Origin of the sequence: Verrucosispora sp. TAA-831 (assembly GCF_050780145.1) — a bacterium.
Classification (GTDB): Bacteria; Actinomycetota; Actinomycetes; order Mycobacteriales; family Micromonosporaceae; genus Micromonospora.
In genome coordinates this window covers 4,167,406-4,190,894 of record NZ_CP192240.1, presented here as the reverse complement: position 1 = coordinate 4,190,894, position 23,489 = coordinate 4,167,406, and the positions used below count along the sequence as shown (strand labels likewise).

At 72.0% G+C, this 23,489-nt stretch carries 18 protein-coding genes; 12 read left to right on the top strand and 6 right to left on the bottom strand.

Annotated elements, in window-relative coordinates:
- Positions 1–155 precede the first annotated feature (155 nt).
- From ACQVFL_RS18760 to ACQVFL_RS18735, 6 genes are read left to right on the top strand one after another with little or no spacing between them, the layout of a single operon-like run.
- Positions 156–1,430, top strand: coding sequence for an ABC transporter substrate-binding protein (locus ACQVFL_RS18760; RefSeq protein WP_396694362.1), 1,275 nt, complete (start codon positions 156–158; stop codon positions 1,428–1,430).
- 21 nt (positions 1,431–1,451) lie between these two features.
- Positions 1,452–2,465, top strand: coding sequence for a carbohydrate ABC transporter permease (locus ACQVFL_RS18755; RefSeq protein ID WP_396694364.1), 1,014 nt, complete (start codon positions 1,452–1,454; stop codon positions 2,463–2,465).
- Positions 2,449–3,345, top strand: a complete 897-nt coding sequence (locus ACQVFL_RS18750) for a carbohydrate ABC transporter permease (protein WP_396694366.1) — start codon at positions 2,449–2,451, stop codon at positions 3,343–3,345. The genes ACQVFL_RS18755 and ACQVFL_RS18750 overlap by 17 nt, the downstream gene beginning before the upstream one ends.
- 46 nt (positions 3,346–3,391) lie before the next feature.
- Positions 3,392–4,540 (top strand): mandelate racemase/muconate lactonizing enzyme family protein, encoded by a 1,149-nt coding sequence (locus ACQVFL_RS18745; protein ID WP_396694368.1) that lies wholly within the window; start codon positions 3,392–3,394, stop codon positions 4,538–4,540.
- The gene (locus tag ACQVFL_RS18740; RefSeq protein WP_396694370.1) at positions 4,537–5,550 is read left to right on the top strand and encodes a D-2-hydroxyacid dehydrogenase; all 1,014 of its coding nucleotides are present in this window, start codon (positions 4,537–4,539) and stop codon (positions 5,548–5,550) included. The genes ACQVFL_RS18745 and ACQVFL_RS18740 overlap by 4 nt, the downstream gene beginning before the upstream one ends.
- Before the next feature lie 41 nt (positions 5,551–5,591).
- Positions 5,592–6,140 carry a carboxymuconolactone decarboxylase family protein gene (locus ACQVFL_RS18735; protein WP_396694372.1) on the top strand — a complete coding sequence of 183 codons (549 nt, stop codon included), beginning with the start codon at positions 5,592–5,594 and terminating at the stop codon, positions 6,138–6,140.
- Between the two features lie 63 nt (positions 6,141–6,203).
- Here the strand turns inward: ACQVFL_RS18735 and ACQVFL_RS18730 are convergent, their stop codons facing one another.
- From ACQVFL_RS18730 to ACQVFL_RS18720, 3 genes are read right to left on the bottom strand one after another with little or no spacing between them, the layout of a single operon-like run.
- Entirely contained in the window at positions 6,204–7,067 is an 864-nt protein-coding gene (locus ACQVFL_RS18730; protein ID WP_396694374.1) for an SMP-30/gluconolactonase/LRE family protein, read from the bottom strand.
- A 3-nt stretch (positions 7,068–7,070) separates the two neighbouring features.
- On the bottom strand, positions 7,071–8,117 hold the full coding sequence (locus tag ACQVFL_RS18725) for a Gfo/Idh/MocA family protein (RefSeq protein WP_431727168.1): 1,047 nt from the start codon (positions 8,115–8,117) through the stop codon (positions 7,071–7,073).
- Positions 8,114–9,028 carry an aldo/keto reductase gene (locus ACQVFL_RS18720; RefSeq protein WP_431727167.1) on the bottom strand — a complete coding sequence of 305 codons (915 nt, stop codon included), beginning with the start codon at positions 9,026–9,028 and terminating at the stop codon, positions 8,114–8,116. Before ACQVFL_RS18720 ends, ACQVFL_RS18725 begins: the two co-directional genes overlap by 4 nt.
- A gap of 120 nt (positions 9,029–9,148) precedes the next feature.
- On the opposite strand from ACQVFL_RS18720, the gene kduI reads away from it, so the two are divergent.
- From kduI to ACQVFL_RS18705, 3 genes are read left to right on the top strand one after another with little or no spacing between them, the layout of a single operon-like run.
- Positions 9,149–9,964: a 5-dehydro-4-deoxy-D-glucuronate isomerase gene (gene kduI / locus ACQVFL_RS18715; protein WP_431727166.1), complete on the top strand. Its 816-nt coding sequence runs from the start codon at positions 9,149–9,151 to the stop codon at positions 9,962–9,964.
- A complete protein-coding gene (locus tag ACQVFL_RS18710) occupies positions 9,961–10,728 on the top strand; it encodes an SDR family oxidoreductase (RefSeq protein WP_431727165.1) in 768 nt (255 codons plus the stop codon). Before kduI ends, ACQVFL_RS18710 begins: the two co-directional genes overlap by 4 nt.
- A gap of 5 nt (positions 10,729–10,733) precedes the next feature.
- A complete protein-coding gene (locus tag ACQVFL_RS18705; RefSeq protein WP_396694384.1) occupies positions 10,734–11,501 on the top strand; it encodes an IclR family transcriptional regulator in 768 nt (255 codons plus the stop codon).
- A 93-nt stretch (positions 11,502–11,594) separates the two neighbouring features.
- Here ACQVFL_RS18705 and ACQVFL_RS18700 read toward each other — a convergent pair whose 3' ends face one another.
- Positions 11,595–12,998: a S8 family serine peptidase gene (locus ACQVFL_RS18700; protein WP_396694386.1), complete on the bottom strand. Its 1,404-nt coding sequence runs from the start codon at positions 12,996–12,998 to the stop codon at positions 11,595–11,597.
- Between the two features lie 210 nt (positions 12,999–13,208).
- On the opposite strand from ACQVFL_RS18700, the gene ACQVFL_RS18695 reads away from it, so the two are divergent.
- Positions 13,209–14,795, top strand: coding sequence for a hypothetical protein (locus ACQVFL_RS18695; RefSeq protein ID WP_431727164.1), 1,587 nt, complete (start codon positions 13,209–13,211; stop codon positions 14,793–14,795).
- On the opposite strand, the gene ACQVFL_RS18690 is transcribed toward ACQVFL_RS18695, so the two are convergent.
- Complete coding sequence (locus ACQVFL_RS18690; protein ID WP_431727163.1) at positions 14,705–16,657, bottom strand: hypothetical protein; 1,953 nt, start codon at positions 16,655–16,657, stop codon at positions 14,705–14,707. The genes ACQVFL_RS18695 and ACQVFL_RS18690 overlap by 91 nt on opposite strands.
- Before the next feature lie 123 nt (positions 16,658–16,780).
- Here ACQVFL_RS18690 and ACQVFL_RS18685 point away from each other — a divergent pair, with 123 nt between their 5' ends.
- Positions 16,781–18,313 (top strand): S8 family serine peptidase, encoded by a 1,533-nt coding sequence (locus tag ACQVFL_RS18685; protein WP_431727162.1) that lies wholly within the window; start codon positions 16,781–16,783, stop codon positions 18,311–18,313.
- A 12-nt stretch (positions 18,314–18,325) separates the two neighbouring features.
- On the top strand, positions 18,326–19,522 hold the full coding sequence (locus ACQVFL_RS18680; protein ID WP_431727161.1) for a S8 family serine peptidase: 1,197 nt from the start codon (positions 18,326–18,328) through the stop codon (positions 19,520–19,522).
- A 7-nt stretch (positions 19,523–19,529) separates the two neighbouring features.
- On the opposite strand, the gene eccCa is transcribed toward ACQVFL_RS18680, so the two are convergent.
- Positions 19,530–23,480 carry a type VII secretion protein EccCa gene (gene eccCa / locus ACQVFL_RS18675; RefSeq protein ID WP_431729847.1) on the bottom strand — a complete coding sequence of 1,317 codons (3,951 nt, stop codon included), beginning with the start codon at positions 23,478–23,480 and terminating at the stop codon, positions 19,530–19,532.
- Positions 23,481–23,489 lie beyond the last annotated feature (9 nt).

The window sequence follows — 23,489 nt, the reverse complement described above, 5'->3', positions numbered from 1 at the left end:
CGCGCAGCCATCGGGTGTGCCGGCGTGCGGCCGGTGCGGTGGTCGAATCCGCGCCGGCCACGAGTCCCTCGTAGGACTCGGATGCGCGGCGACAGCGACGACTCGAATAGCCATATGGCTATTTATCACTTTACTTGGGCTGATTTGGAGTTTCGATGAACCGCAAAGTAGCCGGAGTTCTGGCAGCGGCGATGCTGATGACGACCGCAGCCTGCGGCAACGGTGGGGACGACGCCGGAGCAGGGGGTGCGGTCCGGTTGTTGCTGCCCACCGGAGCCTTCGAACGATCGATGCAGCCGGTCCTGTCGGCATTCACCGCGCAGACCGGCATCACCGTGGACGCCATCTCCATGCCCCAGGAGGACGCCCGCTCACGGCAGGTACTCGACCTCAACAACCGGTCCGGGAACATCGATCTGATTCTGCTCGACGACGTCGCCTGGCTCAGCGAGGTCGCGCCACAACTCGAACCCCTCAACGACCGCCTCGCCGCCGACAACGTCGACACCAGCGACTTCATCGGTCCCCTCGTCGACATCTTCAAGGTGGACGGCAAGCAGTACGCCTTTCCACTCGGCGTCAGCCCACGGACCCTGATCTACCGCACCGACCTGTTCGAGGCCGCCGGGCTGAAACCGCCCACCACCTACGAGGAGTTCCTCCAGGCGGCCCGAACACTGAACACCGGGGGAGTCTCCGGATTCACCGGACCCTGGGGGCGTGCCTCCAGCAATGTCTCGATCTGGCTCGAACTCGCCTTCAACTACGGCATGGAGAGCGCCCTGAGCGCCGACGGGAAGAAGGCCGCCTTCAACAACCCGGCGGGCCTGGCCGCGTTCCGACTGATGGGTGACCTCTACACCGAGGGGCTCATGCCGCGGGACGCGATCGAGTTCGCCCACGACGGCACGCTCGTCTCCATGCAACGGGGTCAGGCGGCGATGACGATCCTGCCCACCACCTTCCTCCGCGCGATGAACAACCCGGCCGATTCCGAACATGCCGGCAAGTTCCAACTCGCCCCGATGTTCACCGCACCCGGTGTGGATCAGGCGCGGTACGTCGTCACCGGTTGGGGTTACGGCCTGTCCCAGCACTCCAAGAACAAGGACAACGCCTGGCAGTTGCTCACCTTCCTGCTCGAGAACTTCCAGCGGCCGACCGCCGATGCCGATCCGGAGCAGTTGATCCGCCCGGCCTCCACCACCGCTTTCGAGAACCCGCAGGTCAAGGAGATCTTCCCGGACGGACAAGCCGACATCGTTCGCAGCGCACTGGAGTCCCCGGAGACCCGGCCCGGCGTGGTGCAGTGGGGCGAGATCGAGACCGTCCTCGGTGAGTCGTTGCAGCAGGTGTTCCTCGGCAACGCGACTGCGGAGCGGGCGCTGGCGGATGCGGAGCGCCGGGTCAACGACATCCTCGCCGGCTGATCCCCACTCAGGAGGAGACCCGTGGACAAGGACACCCGGGACACGGGCGGCGGTGCCCCCGCATCGGCGACCGTACGCCTGGATGACGCGGCGGCGCGGCCCGACCGGGCCGCCGCGTCCCCCCACGGTGGCGGGGCCGAGCGCCCCGCCACCCGACGGCCACCCTGGTGGCGCAGCCGCACCGCACTGGGCTACCTGTTCGTGCTGGCCCCGATGCTGTTCCTCTTCGTGGTTCTGATCGTTCCGATCGGCTACAACCTCTGGGTCAGCCTGCACAGTTGGCGACTCACGTCGGTCACCGGGCCCGAGTTCGTCGGCCTGGCCAACTACATCGAGGTGTTGCAGACCCCGCGCTGGCGCGACACCATCGTGCGGACAGCGATCTTCGTCGTGCTCACGGTCGTCCTGCAGGTGATCGTCGGCTTCGGCACCGCACTCTTCCTGCACCGGCACTTCCCCAAGGCCAGAGCGCTGCGGGTGGCGCTGCTGCTGCCGATGATGGTCTCCGAGGTCGCCGTCGGGAACGTGTGGCGACTGCTCTACAACTACGACGGCGGGCTGCTCAACTGGGCACTCGGCCTGATCGGTGTGGACCGGGTCTTCTGGCTCGGCCCCGACATGGCCTTCTTCAGCATCGTGCTGACCGACGTCTGGCAGAACGCACCCTTCGTCACTCTGGTGATCTTCGCAGCGCTACAGACCATGCCCAAGGACATCCTGGAAGCCGCAGACCTCGACGGGGCAACCGGCTGGGCGCGCATCCGACAGATCATCGTGCCCGTCGTCCAACCCGCGGTGCTGCTGGTGCTGATCTTCCAGACCATGTTCGCCATCCGCTCGTTCGGCACCATCTGGATCCTCACCGAGGGTGGACCCGGCACCGCCACGACCCTGTTGTCGATCGACATCTTCCGGGTCGCGCTGCAGAGCTACGACGTCGGCCTGGCTTCCACTCTCTCGTGGTTCCTGGTCCTGATCAACCTGGTTGTCGCGATCATCTACATGAGGTGGCTTAAGCGTGATTCGCTCAGCTGAGACAGCCCCGGCGCCGGCCCCGCAGCCACAGGCGGGCGCCCGCCGTGCCCGCCGTTCGCTCACCCCCGGCCGGCTCCTGGCCTACCTGGTCGCCGGCACCCTGATCTTCGTCGCGCTCTTCCCCATCGTGTGGCTGTTCCTGGTCTCGATCATGCCATCGAACCTGATCCTGCGTCAGGACCCGACGTTCGTCTTCGCACCCACGTTGGAGCACTACCAGGCGATCTTCCAGTCCACCCGTTCCTCGGTGCTGCGCAACCTGACCAACTCCATCGTGGTCACCCTGGTCTCCACGGTCGCCTCGGTGGTGCTCGCCGTCTTCGGCGCATACGGCCTCGCCCGACTGCGACCCCGTGGTCACGCCAAGATGAGCCTGATCATCCTGGGTACCCGGATGCTGCCCCCGGTGGCCCTGGTCGTCCCGCTGTACGTCATCGCCAACCGCGCCGACCTCTTCGACACCCGCACCGCGCTGATCGTCCCCTACATCGCCCTGAACATCCCCCTGGCGACGTGGATGTTGCAGAGCTTCTTCCTGGACCTGCCGCGGGAACTGGAGGAGGCCGCCATGGTCGACGGCTGCAACCGTTGGACCGCCTTCTGGCGGGTCGTCCTGCCGTTGGCCGGGCCGGGCATCGCCGCAGCCAGCATCTTCTCCTTCATCCTTTCCTGGAACGACATGGTCATCGCCCTGCCACTGACCCTCTCCGACGCGGTCACCCTGCCGCCCTTCGCCTCCCAGGTCCGCGAGGAGGAGGGCGTGGCGTGGGGCCAGCTCGGCGCCGTCACCGTGCTGATCATGGCGCCGGTGATCGCCTTCACCCTCGCGGTGCAGCGCTGGATCATCAGCGGGCTGACCGCCGGAGCGTCCAAGGGTTGACCAACCGACTCCGAACCCACCCCGCAAACCGACCGAGGAGCAGTGCATGAAGATCGCCAAGGTGGACGCCGTACCGCTGTCCTACCGATACAAGGAACTACCGATGCCGCTGGCCACCGGCCAGTCGTACAAGCGTGACGCGGTGATCGTGCGGGTGGAGGACAGCGACGGAGCAGTCGGCTACGGCGAGGCGTACCACGGCAAGGCACCCACCGCCATCGCAGAACTGATCAACACCACTCTCGGTGATCTGGTGCGCGGCGAGGACGCCGAACACACCGAGGCGATCTGGGCGAAGGTGTTCCGTCGTCAGGTCCGTGGCGCCGGCACCGGAGCGGCGGCCATGGCCGGACTCGGCGGCATCGACATGGCACTGTGGGATCTGCGGGGCAAGCGGCTCGGGCTGCCGGTGTACCGCCTCCTCGGCGGTGAACGCCGCGCCTTCCGGGCGTACGCCGGCGGCATTCGCCTCGGCTTCCAGCCGCCCGAGCAGCTGGCCGAGGAGGTCGACCGGCTCCGCAAGCTGGGCTACACCGCCGTGAAGATCCGCTTGGGCGACACCTATGCCAATGACGTGGCCCGGCTGCGTCAGGTTCGCGAGGAGGTCGGCGACGACTTCGACATCATGGTCGACATCAACCTCGGCTACAGCTACGACGAGATGTACCGGCTCCTGCCGAAGCTGGGTGACTACCACGTGACCTGGGTCGAGGAACCCTTCTCCCGTACCGACGTCGGCTCCCTGCGCCAGCTTCGCCGCCGCTCGCCGGTCCCGGTGGCCACCGGCGAACACCTGTTCGGCGTGCACGAGTTCCTGCCACTGCTCCAGGCCGAGGCGGTCGACTTCGTGCAGCCCGACCCGAGCAGCGGCGGCGGCGTGACCGAGCTGAAGAAGATCGGCGACCTCGCCCACGCCTTCCACGTACGGATCGCTCCGCACATCAGCAACACCCGGCTCAACCACGCCGCGGTCCTGCACGTCATGTCGGCACTGCCCAACGCCTACATCTACGAGGCCGATGCCACCGACAACCGGTACGCCGACGGACTGTGCACCGCTGCGCTGGACGTCGATGCCGACGGGCTGGTCTGGGCACCGGACCGACCGGGTCTGGGTGTGGAGGTGGACGAGTCCCTCTTCGCCGAGTTCCCGGTGATCGCCGGTTCCCCGCATTTGCAGGACCGGCCGCGGTGACCGCCTCGGGTCCGCCGGACGACCCGAGGCACCACACGTCAACCGCCGGTACGGCGACCCAGGTGCTGCTGGTCTACTCCACCCATTTCGACCTCGATCCGCCCGACGTGGCAGCACTGCGGGACCGCTTTCCGGCGGTGCGGTTCGTCGAACGTGACGCGGCCGAGGTCAACGCCGACGACCTGGCCGCCGCCGAGGTGCTGATCGGCTGGCCCACCGCCGACCTGGGGGCCGCGGCCCGGCTGCGCTGGCTACAACTACCGAGTGTCGGAGTGGACCGGCAGTTGCGCGAGTCCGGCTTTCCCCCGGGCGTGGCGGTCACCAACGCCCGGGGGGTGTTCGCGGTGCCCGCCGCCGAACACGCACTCGCGCTCACCCTGGCGCTACACCGGCAACTCCCGCTGCACGTCCGGCAGATGGCGACCCGCACCTGGCGGCGTAATCCGCGCTGCCGAGAACTGACCGGCTCGACGGTGCTGGTGGTCGGCCTCGGTGACATCGGCGAAGCGGTGGCACGACGCTTCGCCGCGCTGGGCTGCCGGGTCCTCGGTGTCCGCCGTGTCCCGAGCGGCACGACGCCGTCCTTTCTCGCCCAGGTCTGCGGTCCTGAGGCAATGGCGGAACTGGCGAGCGAGGCTGACGTGGTGGTGCTCGCGCTGCCGTCGACCCCGGCGACGAAGCGGGTGTTCGGCCGGACCGAGCTTGCTGCCCTGCACTCCGACGCGGTGCTGGTCAACGTCGGTCGAGGTGACGCCGTCGACGAGGCCGCGCTGATCGAGGCTCTGGCCGCCGGCCGAATCGGCGGTGCCGGGCTGGACGTCACCGAGGTCGAACCGCTGGCACCCGACTCACCGCTGTGGACCTTCGACAACGTCCTGATCACCTCTCACTCGGTCGGGGTCAGCCCGACCCGCAGCCGACGGCGAGCCGAGCTGTTCGCCGACAACCTCGATCGCTTCCTGTCCGGGCGCGCGTTGCGCAATCTGGTCGATCCGGCGAGGGGCTACTGACCGGACAGCGACCGACGGCCCGGAGACCTCGAAGGAGTGCCATGAGCCGGATTCCCCGACCTCGACCTGACGAGATGGACCCCGCCCAGCGGGCACTGCACCGCGAGCTGACCGCCGGTGACCGCGCGTCCAGCCCGGTTCCGGTGGCCGCCCCGGACGGGCGGCTGCTCGGACCGTTCAACGCGATGCTGCTCAATCCCGTACTGGGCGACGCGGTGCAGCGGCTCGGTGCCGCGATCCGGTATCACGGCCGGCTGTCGGACCGGGCCCGGGAAGTCGCCATCCTCACCGTAGCGGCGCACCGGGACTGCGCCTTCGAGCAGACCAGCCACGAGCCGATCGCGCTGGCCGCCGGACTGACCCGCGCGCAACTGGCCGCGATCCGTGCCGGTGCCGAACCTGCCCTGAGTGACGCCCAGGAACGGGCCGTGTACCGCGGCACCCGGCTGCTGCTGACCGGACGCGTCGGTGATCCGGAGTTTCGCGAGCTGGTCGACGCGCTCGGCGCCGACCGGTTGTTCGAACTCAGCACCCTGGTCGGTTACTACGACCTGCTCGCCGTCCAGTTGGACCTGTTCGGGGTGAGCTGAGGTGGGCCTGACCGTCCACCGGGCAGGTCGCCGGCCGGCGGGGTCTCGCTCTGCGGATAGCGTTCAGGCCGGCGGGCGTGTCGGCCGATCAGGTACACCACCGACCGGCAGACGGACGTGGTAGAGCGAGCCACCGGCAGCGATGTAGAGGTCACGCCGGTCCGCTCCGCCCCAGGTCATGTTGTGTGCCTTCTCCGGCACGTGGATGACCCGCAGCGTTCTGCCCGCCGGATCCAGGACGTGGATACCGCCTGGCCCGGTCACCAGGATCTCGCCGTCACGGCTGCAGAGCAGCCCGTCCGGGCGACCGGGACGCCGCGCATCGGACAGGCCGGCGGCGAGTACCGACCAGGGACCAACCGGCACCGGACCCTCCATCCGAACGGAACGGACCTCGGCCCGCTGCGTGTCGGCGACGTAGAGGCGGCCGGCGTCCGGGCTCAGACAGATACCGTTCGGCTGGGCGAAGTCCGTGGCGAGCAGGTGCAGTCGCCCGTCCGGATCGACGCGGTAGACGCCCTGGAAGTCGAGCTGCTGCTCGCGAGGTACGCCAAGCCGTTCCCGTCGGCCGTAGGTGGGATCGGTGAAGTAGACGTCGCCGTCCGCCCCGACGATCAGGTCGTTGGGAGAGTTGAGTTCCCGACCCTGCCAGTGGCTGGCCACTGTCTCCACCGTGCCGTCGTCGGCCTCCCGGGTCACCCGACTCGTGGCATGCTCACAGGCCAGCAGCCGATGCACGGCATCGAGCGCCAGACCGTTGGCGAGGTTCGTGGGCCGGCGCAGCACCCGTACCCCCCGGTGCGGATGCCACGCCCGTCGCACGTCGTGCAGCAGATCGCTGAAGATCACTTCCCCGGTCGTCGGGTGATACAGCGGGCCCTCCGTGAAGCCGAACCCGGTGGCCAGCAGCCGGGGCCGGGGCGACATCGGTCAGCCGTCCTGACCGGCCGGCGTGTCCAGTGGGGCGACGTCCTGCCAGGCGCCGGACTGCACCGATCGCAGGATCGCGTCGTTGACCGCGACATTCGCCATCGCGTCGGCCACCGGGACGCTGAAGTCGCTGCCGTCGCGCACCGCCCGGACGAAGTGCCCGAACTCGGCGGCGAGGCTGCCGGCGAGCCGTCGGTCGACCTCGGCCGAATAGATGAACTCCGGCGTCGAGGTGCGACCCTCCGCCCAGATGGTGACGCCGCTGCCCTGGGTGTTCAGCTCGATCGTTCCGGCCGTGCCGACCAACTCCATACCGATCTTCAGGCCGGTGGGCATGTGCTCGGCGAGGCTCCAGCCGAAGCAGAGTTGCCCGACCGCTCCGCTGCTGAAACGGACCAGTGCCACGATCGCGTCCTCGGAGTCGACACCGAGGGTGGGCAGGTGTTTGGCGACCCGGGTGGCGCTGACGGCGACGATCCGCTCACCGGTGATCCACTGGATCGCGTCGACCTCGTGCACACCGAGATACCACAGCACCGAGCTGTTGCCCTTGTTGCGCACGCCCACCCGGCTGAAGCTGAGCCGGCTGGCCGAGCCGTGGAGGAACTCACCGAGCGCCCCGGCCAGGACCGCGTCACGCATGGCCAGGTAGCGACCGTCGAACCGGAACAACTGTCCGACCATCAGCCGGGCACCGCCGGCCTGCGCGGCCTCGCGCATCGCCTGCGCCGCCGACAGGCTGTGCGCCATCGGCTTCTCCACCAGCACCGCCCGCCCAGCCCGCAGCAGTGGCTCGGTCACGGTGTGGTGCAGCCGGTCGGGAACCGCCACGGTGAACGCCTCGATACCCGGTTCGGCCAGGGCATCCTCCACGCTGGTCACGTGCCGGCAACCGAACTCGGCGGCCACGGCGGCGCCGGTGCTCGGATCGGGATCGACGATCAGGCGAAGGTCGGCCTCGGGGTTCTCGTGCAGGGCTCGGGCGTGTCGGCGGCCGAAGATGCCGGCGCCGACCACGGCGGCCGGCAGCGGAGCGGACTGCGTCATCTGGTGCTCTCCTCGGGTGTGTCCCGCCACTGCGGCGTCGCGGGGGCGGAATCGTGGCGGTGATCGGTCGGCTCGGGAAGCGGAAACTGGTCAAGGTCGGTGGGGGTGAGCCGCAGCCGGCTTGCCCGCTGCGCGCTGTCCACCATGTCCGGGCTGGTGCAGCCGGGAATCACCACGACCGACGGAGCCTGAGCGAGCACCCAGGCCAGGGCGATCTCATGGGGGGTGGCCCCGTGCCGCTCGGCCACCGGAGCCAGTGCGGGCAGCATCGTGGCCAGTTGCGGTGCACGGCGTCGGCCACCGAGCGGCCCCCACGCCAGGAAGGCGATACCGAGGTGGGCGCAGTGCCGCGCGGTCTCCAGTTCCTCCCGGTCGAACAGGGACAGCCGGTTCTGCACCGTGCTGATCGGCGCGATGGGGCGTACCCGCTCCAGCATCTCGATGTCGAAGTTGCTGACCCCGATCTGCTGGATCTTGCCCGCCTGCCGGAGTTCGTCGAGGGCGCCGACCGAGTCCTCGATCGGCACCGCCGGGTCCGGCCGGTGCAACTGGTAGAGAGGAAGGCTGTCCAACCCCAGTCGGGCCAGGCTGTCGTCACAGGCCCGCCGCAGGTACTCCGGGCGGCCGTGCTGGTGCCAGCCACCGTTCGGGCCGCGCCGCAACCCACCCTTGGTGGCCACCGTGACCCGGTCGAACCAGCGCGGGCCGAAGCGACGCATCGCCTCGGCCAGCAGGTGTTCGCCGTACCCGTGGTCGGCGTCGGTGAGGCAGTAGGAGTCCGCGGTGTCCAACAGCGGCACCCCGGTCTCGACGGCGTGCTCCAGGGTGTGCAGGGCCTGATCGCGATCGGGTCGGCCTTCGGCGGCCAAGGGAAGGGTGCCGAGTCCGAGACGGCCGACATTCAGCGTCACGCGGAGCTCCTTCCGTCGAAGTGCTGCTCAGCACGGATGTGAGGGGGGACTTGCGGTTGGACGAAGTATGCTGCATCTTCCATTGGAAGGAAAGTGCTTCTGCCTGACGGAAGGATTGCGATGCTCGTCACGTACCCCACGAATCCCACCGAGATGGCCGGCCTGAGCACGACCGAGCTCCGGGACCGATTCCTGCTGGCCGACCTGTTCGCTCCGGGGGAGGTACGACTGGCGCAGACCAACCACGACCGCCTGATCGTGGGCGGGGCCTGCCCCGCCGGCGGGACCGTCGACCTGCCCGTCCCCGCCGACCTGCGCGCACAGCACTTCTGTGATCGACGTGAACTGGCCGTGGTCTGCCTGGACGGCACCGGCACGGTCGAGGTCGACGACGAGACGTACACCCTCGCCGCACTCGACGTGCTCTACGTGGGTCAGGGCAGCCGGAACGTGCGATTCGCCGGTACCGCCACCTACTACCTGGCATCAGCCCCGGCACACCGCCGCGAGCCCACCCGACTGGCCCGCCGCGACGACGCCGAAGCGCTGCACCTCGGCGCGCCCGCCGAGGCCAACCTGCGGACGATCCGCAAGTACGTGCACTCCGGCGGCCTGGCCTCCAACCAGCTCGTCCTCGGCATCACGGAACTGGCCGAAGGCAGCGTCTGGAACACGATGCCCTGTCACCTGCACGAGCGGCGAACAGAGATCTACCTCTACTTCGGGCTGCCGGAGACGGGCCGCGTCATGCACCTGTGCGGCGAACCTCGGAACAGCCGCAGCCTGATCGTGGCCAACCAGCAAGCGGTGGTCTCGCCACCCTGGTCGATCCACTGTGGCGTCGGCACGAGCGCCTACTCCTTCGTCTGGGCCATGGCCGGCGAGAACACCGACTACACCGACGTGGATGTCGTCGACATGGACGACCTGCGGTGAGCGTCGCCACCACCAGGTCCGGCCGCCCACTCAGCGGCCGGACCGCCCTGGTGACCGGCACCCGGACCGGCATCGGCCGGGCCTGTGCGCTGGCGCTGGCCGACGCCGGAGCCGACCTTGTCTGCTGGGACCGGCAGAGCAACGACGACATCGCGGGGGCGGTGGCCGCCCGCGGTGCCACGGCGGAGACCATCCGGTGCGACCTGACCGACGAGCCCGCCGCCAGCCGCGAGGTCCGACGTCTGCTCGACCGGCGCCGAATCGACATCCTGGTCAACAACTCCGGCACCATCACGCGTGCGCCCGCGATCGACACACCGATGAGCGACTGGCGGCGCGTGCTGAACCTCAACCTCGACGCGGTCTTCGCCCTCACCCAGGCCGTCGGCGGGCAGATGCTCGCGCACGGCGACGGCCGGATCGTCACGATCGCCTCGCTGCTGTCGTTCCAGGGCGGCATCCTGGTGCCCGCCTACGCGGCCAGCAAGCATGCGGTGGTGGGGATGACCCGGGCCCTGGCCAACGAATGGGCCAGCCGTGGCGTCAATGTCAACGCCGTCGCGCCCGGCTACATCGCCACCAACAACACCGCCGCGCTGCGGGCCGACCCGGACCGCGAGGCGACCATCCGATCGCGGATTCCCGCCGGTCGCTGGGGCGCGCCCGAGGACGTCGCCGGACCAGTAGTATTCCTATCCGGCCCGGACTCGCGGTACATCCACGGGCACGTACTGGTCGTCGACGGTGGCTGGATGGGGCGCTGATCGTTGTGGCATCCGAGCCGGCAGGCGAACCTCTCTCCGCGGTCGAGAAGGTCGTCCGGGTCCTCGACGCCCTACCCACGGAACGCCGGGTGTCGAGCATCCGCCAGGTGGCCGGGCTGTCACTGAGCACCACCCACCGGATCCTGGCGGAACTGATCGCCGTCGGCTGGGTACGCCAGGACCCGGACCGGGGCTACGTCCCCGACAGCGGACTGCTCAGCCTGGCGGGCCGCCTGCTCACCGACGTAGGCCACCCCGAGCGGGTCCGCCGGGCGCTGCAACAACTCGCCGACGCGTCCGGCCTCACCGTCCATCTCGGCGTACGTCAGGGCGACCAGGCGGTCTACACCGAGAAGCTCGACGGACCCGGTGCATACCGGCTGCGTTCCTACATCGGCCAGGCGGTCCATCTGCATTCGACGGCGCTCGGCAAAGCCGTCCTGGCCGGTCTGGACGAGACCGAGGTCGACGCGATCGCCGGACGCACCGGCCTGCCGGCCCTGACCTCGGCAACCATCACCACACCGTCGCGCCTCCGCGAGGCGCTGGACCAGGTGCGGAACCAGGGCTGGGCATACGATGCCGGGGAGAACGAGGAGCACACCCGCTGCCTCGGTGTGGCGGTGCGGGACAACCGTGGCGTACCGGTCGCCGGGGTCAGCGTCGCAGGCCTGGCCCACGACCTCGGTCCCGAGCGTGCGGTCGACCTGGTCGAGCTGGTGGACGGGGCCGCGCGCGAGGTCAGTCGCGCCTTCGGCGCCGTCGTGGGCTGACGACGCCCGAACGGAGCCGGTACACACACCCGCGCGATCCCACCAGAGGCGTCATCACGTCGCCGACCGGCAAGTGCGCCCCTCGGACACCGATCAGGGACGCCGTCGCCCCTGCCGCGCGCCGACCACCAGCAACCCGGCCAGCCCGAGCAGGACGACCACCACGGCGGCGAGGCCCGGGCCCCGGTCGACGGTGAACGTGCCGGGTCGCCCTCCGGTGGTGCCCGCCTGCGCGGCGACGGCACCGACGGCGGCGGCGGGGTCGATGACACCCCAGCCGTAGCGGGGATCGGGCGTCCGTTCCTGGCCCAGCTCGGCGCCGTCGACGACGCGGGCGACCACGGCGGCGGCGTCCAGGTCCGGGTGGGCGGAACGGACCAGCGCGACCAGGCCGGCCACGAACGGCACGGCGAAGTCGGTGCCACTGGCCTCGACCTCCCCGCTGCCGCCCAGCCCGACACTGGCCACCGCGACGCCGGGTGCGAGCACGTCGACGGCCCGTTTCGGGTACGGGTACGCCGGTTCGTCGTCCGTGCCGACCGCCCCGACCCGCAGCAGCCCGTCGTACGGGCCGCCGCCGAGCGCGGAGCCGTCCGGCGGGGCGGCGACCACGAGCACCACGTCCGCGTCGGCCGAGAAGCCGAGTAGCGCGGCACGGTGCCCCTCGGTCAGGGTCACCTGCGCCGGCACCATCACCACGTCGGCACCGGCGTCGACCGCCAGCCCGACGGCGCGTACCACGTCGTCACCGGTGGCCCTCCCGTCGTGCAGCGGGATCCGGATCGGGAGGATCACGGCCCGGGGCGCCATCCCGGTGAAGTGGCTACCCGGGCGGGACTGCGCCGCGACGATTCCCGCCAGGGCGGTGCCCCGCCCGAGACAGTCGGTGTCACCCCGGCCGTCGGTGACGTCCACGTCGGCGCCGGGGCGGACCCGCCCGGCGAGCGCCGGCACGGTGGCGTCCACCCCGGAGTCGACCACGGCCACGGTCACCCCGTTGCCGGTGCTCCGCTGCCAGGCGACGCTCGGGGCGAGCCGCAACTGCGCCCACGGCACCGCCATGTCGCTGGTGGTGGCCGCCGACCCGCAACCGTCGCCGGACGCACGACCGCCGGCTCTCGGCGGTGCCGGCGCAGGCGGGGTCGGGACCCGGGTGGGCAGGAGCCCGTGCACCACCCCGTCGCCGTACGCGTCCCAGGGCAGCACGAGCAGCCAGCCGACCCGCAGCACCGTCGGGTCGGTGAGCACGCCTCCGTCCGGCTGGGTCCGGTCCTGGTTGAGCGCGACGATCGACAGGTAGCGGTCACCGCTGCCCAGCAGCCGGGTCGAGATGTCCCACAGCGACTCCGCCGCGCCGCTGTCGGTGCCCCGTACGACGTAGTACTTGACCTGGGACCCGGCCGGATTCGGCACCGGTTCCGCCCGGGCCGGCAACGGGACGCCGAGACACAGCAGCGCGGCGACCAACGGTGCGACGAACCGTCGTGGTGTTCCCAACGATCACACCTCCAGGTCACCGATCGCCCACGTCGACTGCCCCGCCGTCCGGTCGGTGGTCCACCGTGCAAGATACCCGTGTGCACCACAGCCATCGGCCGGTCGCCACACTGACACCAACGGGTGAACCTGACCGGCATGGCATGCGTAGTGGGTGCGGCATCCGGGGCGCGACGCGAGCGGTTCACAGTCGGGAAGGGACGGTCGACGATGGGGCTTCGCGGCAGTCGACGCCGTACCGGTGGCACGGTGGCCGTGGCCCTGGTGCTCGCCCTACTGACGCTTGCCACCGGCGTCCCGGCCCGTGCCGCCGCACCGACACCGTCGACCTCCGGCTCCACCGAGACCCGGTACTACGTCGTCGGCGTGACCGACCAGGGCACCCCGGAGTTCCTGTACCAGATCGCGGCCCGGACCCTCGGCGACGGCAACCGGTTCCGGGAGATCTTCGAACTCAATCGGGACCGGTTGCAGCCGGACGGTGAGCGGCTCACCGACCCGCTGGTGCTGCGCGAGGGCTGGCTGCTGGAGCTGCCGGCCGACGCCGACGGGCCGGGGGTGACGGTGGGACCGTTGCCGGAGATCACCGGGCCCGCCGCCACCGGCAGCGAGGCACCGGCTGCCGGAGCGCCGCCGAACGCCCCGGACCCCGACGGCATCGGCGGCTTCCTGTTCCGGTTGGCGGCCTTCGGCGTCATGGTGGTGCTGCTCGCGATCGTGCTGTGGATGCTGCGACGCGCACGCGCGGGACCGGACCCGGCCGTCACCGCGTCGGTCGGAGACCAGCCCGCGCCACCGGCTGACCGGGAGAACACCCCGGTGACCGGCGTGCTCGACACCCGGGCACCCGAGCCGCCGACGCCTGCGGTCGAGGACCCGGCTGGCACCGGAGCGCAGTTCCCCGTCCCGGACCGGAGGACCGTGGCCCCGGTGCCCGCTCCCGTCGGCTCGACCACCGAGGTCGGCCCGGACCACGCGAGCACCCCCGAACCCACCGAAGGACCGGACCACCCGGACGTGGCGGACCACCCGGAGGGCCCGGACCCGGCGGACGCCCCGATCGTCGCGTCGAGTTCCCGCGACGGGATCCAGCAGCGGCTCGCCTCCGGCCCGCCGCGACCCGCTGTCCACCCCCGCCCCGACGACCCGACCGGCGGGCATCCCACACTGCGCACCGAACTCGACGACCCCACCACCGCACTGCGGGTGCAACTCGTCGGCGCGGCCGGTCCGTCCGAACCTCCCGCGTACGCCTGGTTGGCCGACGACGAGCAGTTCACCGACGCCCGGGTCCCGGTCCTGCTCGGCCACCGCGACGGGTGGGCCCTCTGGGTCGACCTCGCGCGCACCCCTGACGTCCTGACCGTGACCGGCGACCCGGTCGCCTGCCGACAACGGGCTGTGACGATCGCCGAACAACTGCTGGCGGCAGGCGTGGACGTGGCGGCCGTCGGCGACGCGCTCGGCACCGACCCGCCGCGCGGAGTCCGGTGGCTGGACGAGTTCCCCCTCGACCTGTCCGACCTCGGCCCGGAGGCCGCCGTCGTGTTCAGCGGCGGGCTACGCGGCGCCCGGCTGCGGGCCGCGCGGCGGATGGCGGTGGACAGCGGCGGCAGGGTGGTGCCGGTGCTCTGCGGCAAGGTGCTCCGCGCCCGGTGGTCGATCGTGGACGAAGGGCCGACGCCGACCGCTCCGGTCAGCCCGGCTCAGTCCGACACCGGTACGGCCGACGACACCGGTACGGCCGACGACAACGGCACGGCAGTCGACGGCCCCGGCACGGCCACCCAGCCCTGAGTCGTCGGCCGGAACCTGCGGGTCACCGTCACCCGCGGATAGGCCCGGCTCGGTAGCACCAGAGCGGCCCCGGCAGCCCGTAGTCGCGGAGCCCGGGACCGCACCAACGGCAGGCTGCCCAGCCGATCCGCGGTGGCGGCGACGTCGATCGCCCGCCGCGCCGGCACCCGCAGCTCGACCAGCCAGTGGCCGTCCCGGACCCCGGGCTGCTCCCGGTGCAGGGGCAACCAACCGCCGGGCAGCGCCCGTGCGGTGACGGGCACCAGCGCATAGCAGCGGCCGACCCGGGCCCGGGGCCAGCGGTCCGCGTCGTTGGGCAGCCCGGCCACCCCGTGCCGGGCCCCGGAACACCGCAACCAGACCGGCGCCGGCTCGTCGAACTCCTGCTCCAACGTGGACACCGAGGCCCGGTCCAGCGAGTACGCGGCGAGCAGCCGGATCCGATCGAGCCGACCGGCCGGCAGCAGGTACGCGTCGGCCTGCGCCAGCAGATGCTGCAGGTCCGCCGGCACGTGCAGGTCGAGCGAGGTGACCCGGACCGCCCCGCCCGGCGCCACCCGGGCCCGGAACAGGTACCCGCGTCGACGCCCGGCGGCGGCCTGCGCCAGGTCGGGACGACCGATCAGGAACAGCTCCGCAGCCGGTACGCCTCCGGCCAGCACCTCGGCGGGCGGCACCGGAGCCGTCACGTACAACTCGACCGGGGCGGTGTTCACCGGCAGGCCGTCGGTCAACCAGCTCACGCCGTACCCGGCGGGCCGTTGCGGATCGGCGGCCAGCACCGGCCGACGGCCCGGCGGTTCGTCGCCCGGCACGTCGGTCGGCGCCATGCCGGTCCGGGGAGCGGCCGTCAGGCCGGCCATGATGACCTCGGTGGTCGGCAGCAGCCGCCCGTCGGCGGTGCTCAGGTAACGCGGTGGCCCGCCGCAGTCGCTGTCCGGCTGATGGTCCTGCCACCGGCCCGGCGCGCCGCCGGCGTCCAGCGCCCGCAGGTCACCGGAGTCGGCAAGGATCTCGGCGGTGCCACCGACCGGCGGCGTCCACACCGTCGCCCCACTGGCCTCGGCGAGCGCGACGAGCGCGGCGGCCAGCCGGACCCGTTCGGCCGGATCAGCCGGCCAGGTGAGCCACAGCCGCAGGTCACCGCCGTAGAGCGGCAGGGCGGACAGGGCCGCGGCCAGCGCCGGGCCGGTCAGGATCTCCTGGGTGCCCCGGTAGTCGCCGACCAGGAACCCGGCGGACCGGACCGTGACGGCCACGGTGATCAGGTCCGGGTCGCCCGGAGCGAGGCGGGCCACCGCCGCCCGCCGGGCGGTGAAGTCGGCCCGGGTGGCCAGCGCCAGCCCACCGGGCAGCGCCAGCGCGACCGTCCCGGTCCGGGCCTGCACGGTCCCGTCGACCAGGTCGAACCAGCCGGGCAGCGACGCCTCCAGACCCGGCGGCTGGATCACCATCCAGTCGACCGGGTTGCCGCCGGCCCGCTCCACGGCGACCGCGTCCCGCGGTGCCTCCGGCTCCGTGGGCAGCCACCGGTGCCGGACGTCGGCGCCCGCCGGTGTGATCAGCACGTCCTGACCGAGCATGGCGGCGACCTCGCGGAACAGGCTCGCCCGGCGCTCCCCGTCGGCGGTCAGCATCCGCACGTCGTCACCGGCGGCCCCCGAGCGGCGTACCAGGTCGGCGATGTCCTTCGCGGTCAGCGCCGGGCCGGCCGACCCGAGCGCCGCCAGCGCGCCGTCCGGTCGCGGCTCCAACCAGACGTCGAACAGTCCCTCCACCCGGCGGTGCCGGGCCACGTCGAGGCGACGGATCTGAGGGGGACCGCCGGACGCCGCGCGCGCGATGGGCCGCATATCGTCCATCTATAGCACCGCCGTACGACCTATGTGGATCACCGGCGACACACGCGATGAACCGGTCCGGCGCGGCGTGCGTAGTGCAGGCGTCGACATGGGGTGGACCCACCCGAGCGGAGGAGGCTGTCGGTGACAACACAGCGGCGTCTGTGGATCCGATGGTGGTGCGGTCTGCTCGTGCTGGCCGTCGTCGCGTCGCTGGCCACAGCGCGTCCGGCGGACGCCGCCCCGGTGGAGACCTACGCCAAGTACTACGTCGTCACCTCGTCCTACCAGGGCGAGCCGGAGCGACTGTCGGTGATCACACAGCGGTTCCTGGGCACCACGGCACGGACCACCGACGTCCTGCACCTCAACGCCGGCCGGGTGCAACCCGACGGCGGCCGGCTCACCGACCCGGACACGCTGCGTCCGGGCTGGATCATCGTGCTGCCCTGGGACGCCTACGGCGAGGGAGTCCGCTACGGCATGCTCTCCGCCGTCGGCGCGCCCACCCCGACGCCGGGCCCCCGACCGTCGACCGACCCGACCCCGAGGCGGTCCCCGGCGCCCGACACCGGCCGCTGCGCGGTCGCGGCCGGTCCGCAGACCGGCTCGGACTGGGCCCGGCAGGAACTGGCCGCCGAGCAGGCGTGGGCACTCACCGAGGGCAGCGGCGTCCTGGTCGCGGTGGTCGACTCCGGAGTGGACGGCAGCCGACCCGCGCTCGGCGGGCGGGTCACCACCGGGGTCGACATCGTCGCCGGCAACGAACGCGGCGACGTCGACTGTCTCGGCTCCGGCACCGCGATGGCCGGCATCATCGCCGCCCGGGCCGACGGAACCGAGACCGGCGGCGGCATCGCCCCCGCCTCGGCCGTGCTGCCCGTGCGGGTGGTGACGACGACCCCACAGGCGCGGGCCGCCGACGTGGCCACCGGCATCGAGGTCGCCGTCTCCGCCGGCAGCACCGTGGTGGCGCTCGGCGGATACGTCGACCCGGCCACCCCGGAGGTGGCCGCGGCTATCCGCGCCGCGCTCGCGCACGACGTGGTCGTCGTGGCCGGCGCCGCGACGACCACCGACCCCGCGACCGGGCCCGACGACGCGGACGGTCTGCTGCGGGTCGCCGGCGTCGGGGCCGACGGCCAACTGGCCGCCGACTACCGCAGCGGTGCGGTGGACCTGGTCGCCCCCGCCATCGACATCGCCACCCTCGTCGCCGGCAGGGACGGGACGCGGGCCGGCAGCGGCACCCAGTACGCGGTCGCGTTCGTCGCAGGAGCCGCCGCGCTGGTCCGGGCGGCGCTGCCCAACCTCGACGCCGCAGCGGTGGCCCACCGGCTGCGGGTCACCGCGAACCCGGCCGCCTCGCGGGTACCGGACCCGCTGACCGGCTTCGGCATGGTCGATGCCGGCGCGGCCGTGACCGCGAGGCTGTCCGAGGAGGAACGGCACGACGAACTCGCCACCCTCGGCGACGACGCGTCCCCCGGACCGGCGGCGGTGGCCGCGCTGGTGGTGCTCCTGCTGGCCGCGGCGGCCGGAGGTCTCGCCTGGTGGTCACGACGGTTCCGCGACCGGCCCGGCGGCACGATCCCCGACGACGTGCCGAGCCACGACCACCAGCACCGGCACGACGATGATCTGCCGGCCCGACCGCCGGCCGACCGGATCGGCTGAGAGGAGACGGCGGTGCCCGTCGGACGTACGGTCTCCCGAGCTGCGCTCGGCTTCTGTGTCGCGGTCACGGCGCTGGTCGTACCGGCGGCCCCCGCCCACTCCCGACAGAACGAACCGCCGGCCCTGCCGACGGTGACCGACGGGTGCGTCGGCGCGTCACCGGTCACCGTCACGGGGATGCCGTGGGCGGTGGCCCGGCTGGGACCGTCGGCGGCCTGGCCACTGACCCGGGGGGCCGGGGTGACCGTGGCGGTGGTCGACAGCGGGGTCAGCGCCACCGCGCCGGCACTTCGTGGAGCCGTGTCGGCTGGTCGGGACGTGACCGACGGTGCCCGCGCCGACCGGGACTGCCTCGGCCGGGGCACCACGCTGGCCGGGATCGTCGCCGCCCGCCCGGTCAGCGGCACCGCAGTCGTCGGGATCGCCCCGGCGGCGACGGTGCTGCCGATCCGGATCATCGGTCGCGACGGGCGGGTGCCGCCGACCGGGCTCGCCGACGGGATCCGGGCCGCCACCACCCTCGGTGCCGACGTGATCCTCGTGGGCACCGGCCGTCCCGGCACCGACGACCGGCTCGCCTCGGCGGTCGCCGAGGCCGTGGCCCGCGACATCGTCGTGGTCGCCGCCGTCAACGACCGGGCTACACCGTCGTCGGCCACCTCGCCACCGGCCTGGTATCCGGCCGCGTTCGCGCAGGTGCTGGCCGTCGGCGGGATCGACCCGGACGGCGTCCCGACCGAGGACAGCGCACCGTCGGCCGGCGTCGACCTGGTGGCGCCCGCCACCGGCGCGGTCAGCGTCGCACCCACCGGTACCGGCCACTACCGGGTCGGTGGTCCCGCCGTCGCCGCCGCGTACGTCGCCGGAACCGCCGCGCTGGTGCGGTCGTACCACCCGGAGCTGACCCAGGCGCAGGTCCGCGACCGGCTGCGGCTGACCGCCGAACCACCGTCGGTGCCGGGCGACCCCCGGCTGGGCGCCGGCACCGTCGACCCGTACGCGGCGGTCACCGTGATCGACCCGACGCTGGCCGGCACCCCGACCCGTGAACCGGTCCCGGCGGCCGTCCTGGCACCCGTCCCGGCGGCGGATCCGGCGGTCCGCCGCGCCGCCGTGGCGACCACCCTCCTGCTCCTGTCGACCGCCGGGGCACTGCTCTCGATCGCGGTCCTGCGGCGTGGCCGACGCCGCCGCTGGGATCCGCGCTGACCGCAGGTCATCCGGCGACGCCGGCCACCGCCCCGGCCGACGGCGACAGCTCCGGCGGCGGCGTCCACCCGGTCTGGATCAGTCGATGCCCCCGGCGGGTGCACAGCAGCGCGCGCCCCGGCGGCAGGATGCGCGGCTTGGTGTTGCCGAGCAGCGGCCCCTCCGACGGCGGACAGGACAGCGCCAGGTCGGGACTGTTCGTCTCCTGTAGCCGACGGATCAGCGGGTCCATCGACATCCGCATCACCCCGGCCGCACCCCGCGTCAGGACCAGGTGGAAGCCGATGTCGGTGCCCTGGGGCAGGAACGGGATCAGCGGGGCCAGCGGACTGTCGTGGCCGGCCAGCAGGTCGTAGTCGTCGACGAGGACGAACAGCCGGGGCCCGGTCCACCAGTCCCGGCGACGCAGTTGCTCCGGCGTGACGTCGGTGCCCGGCATCCGGCTGCGCAGCCCCTCGACCGCACTGGCCACGGTCTCCTTCGTGGCCCCCGGGGACACCGAGTACCCGAGCCGGTACGGCGCGGGGACGGAGTCGAACAGCCGCCGACGGTAGTCCACCACCATGATCCGGGCCTCCTTCGGTGTGAACCGCCGGGTCACCCCGTCGACCAGCAGGCGCAGCAGACTGGTCTTGCCGCTCTCCGTGTCGCCCAGGGCGGTCAGGTGCGGCACCTCCTCGAAGTTGTGCCAGACCGGCTGCATCCGCTCCTCGTCGATGCCGAGGGCCACCCGCAGGTCGCCGTCCGGCGGCGGCAGCTCGGTGGCCGGCAGCAGGGCCGGCAGCGTACGCACCGGCGGCGCGGGCGGCCCGGCCCAGAAGTCCCGCACCGACGCGGTCAGGTTCCGGGCCCCCTCGGCCACGCTGTCCGCGTCACCGCAGCCGTCGATGCGCGGGAGCCCGCCGAGGAAGTGCATCTTCTGTGCGGTCAGCCCCCGACCGGGCAGGTGCGGCACCGTGGCTGCCAGTCGCAGGTCGATGGCGGAGTCGACGGCGTCACCGAGACGCAGTTCCAGCCGGGTGCCGAGCTGGTCCCGCATGCCGTGGTGCACCTCGGACCAGCGGGCGGCGGTGAGCAGCACGTGCACCCCGAAGTTGAGCCCCCGCGCGACGATCTGCCGGATGGCGGTGTCCGCGGCCTCGAACTCCTGCCGCAACGTGAACCAACCGTCGACCACCAGGAACACGTCACCGTACGGGTCGTCGGTGATCGTGCCGTCGGCCCGCGCCCGCCGGTAGGTGGCCATCGAGTCGACGCCGAGACTGCCGAAACGTCGCTCCCGCTCGGTGACCAGGGCACCGATCTCGGCGACGATGCGGCTCACCCGGTCGATCTCCAGCCGCCCGGCGACGCTGCCCACGTGCGGCAGGTCGGCGATCGTCGACAGGGTGCCCCCGCCGAAGTCCAGACAGTAGAACTGCACCTGCGCCGGGCTGTGGGTCAACGCCAACCCGCAGATCAACGTACGCAGCAGTGTGCTCTTGCCGCTCTGCGGACCTCCGGCGATGCCCACGTGCCCACCGATGCCGGCCAGGTCCACCACCATCAGCTCACGGACCTGCTCGAACGGCTTGTCCACGAACCCCACCGGCACCGCCAGGCGACCGGCGCCGGGCCAGTCCGCGGCCCGCAGCCCGGCCTGCGGATCCGGGGCCAGCGCCGGCAGCAACTGGTCCAGCGTCGGCGCGGCGGACAGCGGCGGCAGCCACACCTGATGCGCCGGCGGCCCCTGGTCGACGAGCTGGGACACGACGACCGACAACACACTCGGCGCCGTCACGTCGGCCTCGCCCGGTGGCACCTCCGCCGGTGTCCGGGGCGCCTGCGTCGGGGTGCGGTACGGCACGTGCTCCAACAGATACGGCACCAACTGCCGCTGCACCACGTCCTGCCGCGACCGCAGGGCCCTGGGCCGGTGCGCACCGGAGACGTACGCGGCCTTGAACCGGATCAGCGTCGACACGTCGGTCCGCAGATAACCGTTGCCGGGCTGACTGGGCAACTCGTGCGCGTCCGGCACACCGATCACCGACCGCGACTCCATCGACGAGAACGTCCGCAGCCCGATCCGGTACGACAGGTGCGACTCCAACTGGGCGATCCGACCGTCGTCGAGGCGCTGACTGGCCAACAGCAGATGCACCGCGAGCGACCGTCCCAGCCGACCGATCATGACGAACAGGTCGATGAAGTCACGGTGCGCGGCGAGCAGTTCACTGAACTCGTCGACCACGACGAACAACGTGGGCAACGGATCCAGCGGAGCGCCCTGAGCGCGGGCACGTTCGTAGTCCAGCGCCGAACTGTAGCCACCGGCCTGCCGCAGCAGCTCCTGCCGGCGGACCAGCTCCCCGTGCAACGCGTCGCGCATCCGGCTCACCAGCGCCGCCTCGTCGGCCAGGTTGGTGATCACCGCCGAGGTGTGCGGCAGCCGGTCCAGCCCCAGGAACGTGGCACCGCCCTTGAAGTCCACCAGGATCAGGTTCAGCGTCTCACTGGAGTGTGTCGCCGCGAGCGCCAGCACGAGGGTACGCAGCAGCTCGCTCTTGCCCGAGCCGGTCGCCCCGATCAGCATGCCGTGCGGACCCATCCCGCCCAGCGCCGACTCCTTGATGTCCAACTCCACCGGCGCACCGTCGGAGTCCACCCCGATCGGCACCCGCAGCCGGTCCGTCGCCGACCGGGGCGCCCAGGCGACGTCGAGATCGAGCCGGCTCAGGTCGGCGACCCCGAGCAGCGCCCCCAGGTCGAAGTCGGAGTCGAGCGCCTCGGCGACCGGCTCGGTGGCGACCCCGAGCCGGTACGGCGACAGGATCCGCGCCACCGCCCGGGCCCGGGCGACACTGAGCCGGTCGGCGCGGGCCAACGGCGACCGCTTCTCCCGACCGACCGCGTCGTGCCGCACCATCTCCAACCGGTCCTCGACCAGGTCGAGCCAGAGCAGATGCCGGGGCGTGCTGGCCGGCGCGGTGCCGATGTCGACCAGCACCGCGTTGCGGTAACCGCCGGAGGCCATCCGGGCCCCGGTCGGGATCCGCCCACCGTCACAGACGACCAGCACGTACGGCTCGTCGCGACTCGGCGTGGCACCCTGCTCGTAGCGCGGCCGGGCGAGGAACCCCTCACCGAGCAGCCGCTCCACCCCCTCGATGCTCTCCGCGACCAGCCGCGTGGCCCCGGCCGCGTCCTGCTCGACCGGATGCTGGACGTGCGGCAGCCACTTGGCCCACTCCCAGGCGGCGGCACCCTCACCACCCAGACACAGCGCGAGCACCACCTCCTCGGGCGCGTGCAGGGTCACCAACTGGGTGATCATCGCGCGTAGCACCGCACGGACACCGTCGGCGTCACCGGTGAACCGGATCAGCGCGAAACCGCGCAGGAACACGGCGACCGGCTGGTCCTCGAGCGTGCTGTACGCCTTGATGAAGCGGCGCAGCGACTTCGCCGCCAACGGCTCCAGATCCTCGATCGGCTTGGTCTGCAACGGCACGATCGGGGTGGCCAACCGCGCGCGGCCGGTGCCCAGCCGAACCTCCAGGAAGTCCGGATGGCTGGCCCGCCGCTCCCACCGCCGCGACGTCATCGCCACCGACCACAGCGCACCCGGGTCGGGGTGCCGCCAGGCGCCCGCGTCGCGCTGCTGCGCCACGGTACGTCGTACCCGGCGGCGGTTCTGCGCCAGGTAGCGCAGATAGTCGCGGCGGTCGCCGCCGAGCCGACGCTTGCGCTCACCGCCGGAACTCATCATCAGGCCGATCAGCATCCCGCCCATCGCGACCACCATCAGACCGATCATCACCCAGGTCATCGCGCCCCGGCCGCCACCGACGAACATGAGCATCATGACGCCGGACATCACCATCATCGGCATGATCGTCATGACCTGACGCAGCCCACCGGACTGCGTCTCGGGCAGTTCGGGCGGCTCCTGGAGACTGATCTCACCCGCCGGCATCTCCGGGCC

Coding starts and splice junctions, on each gene's coding strand:
- ACQVFL_RS18760 (WP_396694362.1), top strand. CDS start 156: ATGAACCGCAAAGTAGCCGGAGTTCTGGCAGCGGCGATGCTGATGACG.
- ACQVFL_RS18745 (WP_396694368.1), top strand. CDS start 3,392: ATGAAGATCGCCAAGGTGGACGCCGTACCGCTGTCCTACCGATACAAG.
- ACQVFL_RS18735 (WP_396694372.1), top strand. CDS start 5,592: ATGAGCCGGATTCCCCGACCTCGACCTGACGAGATGGACCCCGCCCAG.
- ACQVFL_RS18730 (WP_396694374.1), bottom strand. CDS start 7,067: ATGTCGCCCCGGCCCCGGCTGCTGGCCACCGGGTTCGGCTTCACGGAG.
- ACQVFL_RS18725 (WP_431727168.1), bottom strand. CDS start 8,117: ATGACGCAGTCCGCTCCGCTGCCGGCCGCCGTGGTCGGCGCCGGCATC.
- kduI (WP_431727166.1), top strand. CDS start 9,149: ATGCTCGTCACGTACCCCACGAATCCCACCGAGATGGCCGGCCTGAGC.
- ACQVFL_RS18695 (WP_431727164.1), top strand. CDS start 13,209: ATGGGGCTTCGCGGCAGTCGACGCCGTACCGGTGGCACGGTGGCCGTG.
- ACQVFL_RS18690 (WP_431727163.1), bottom strand. CDS start 16,657: ATGGACGATATGCGGCCCATCGCGCGCGCGGCGTCCGGCGGTCCCCCT.
- eccCa (WP_431729847.1), bottom strand. CDS start 23,480: ATGCCGGCGGGTGAGATCAGTCTCCAGGAGCCGCCCGAACTGCCCGAG.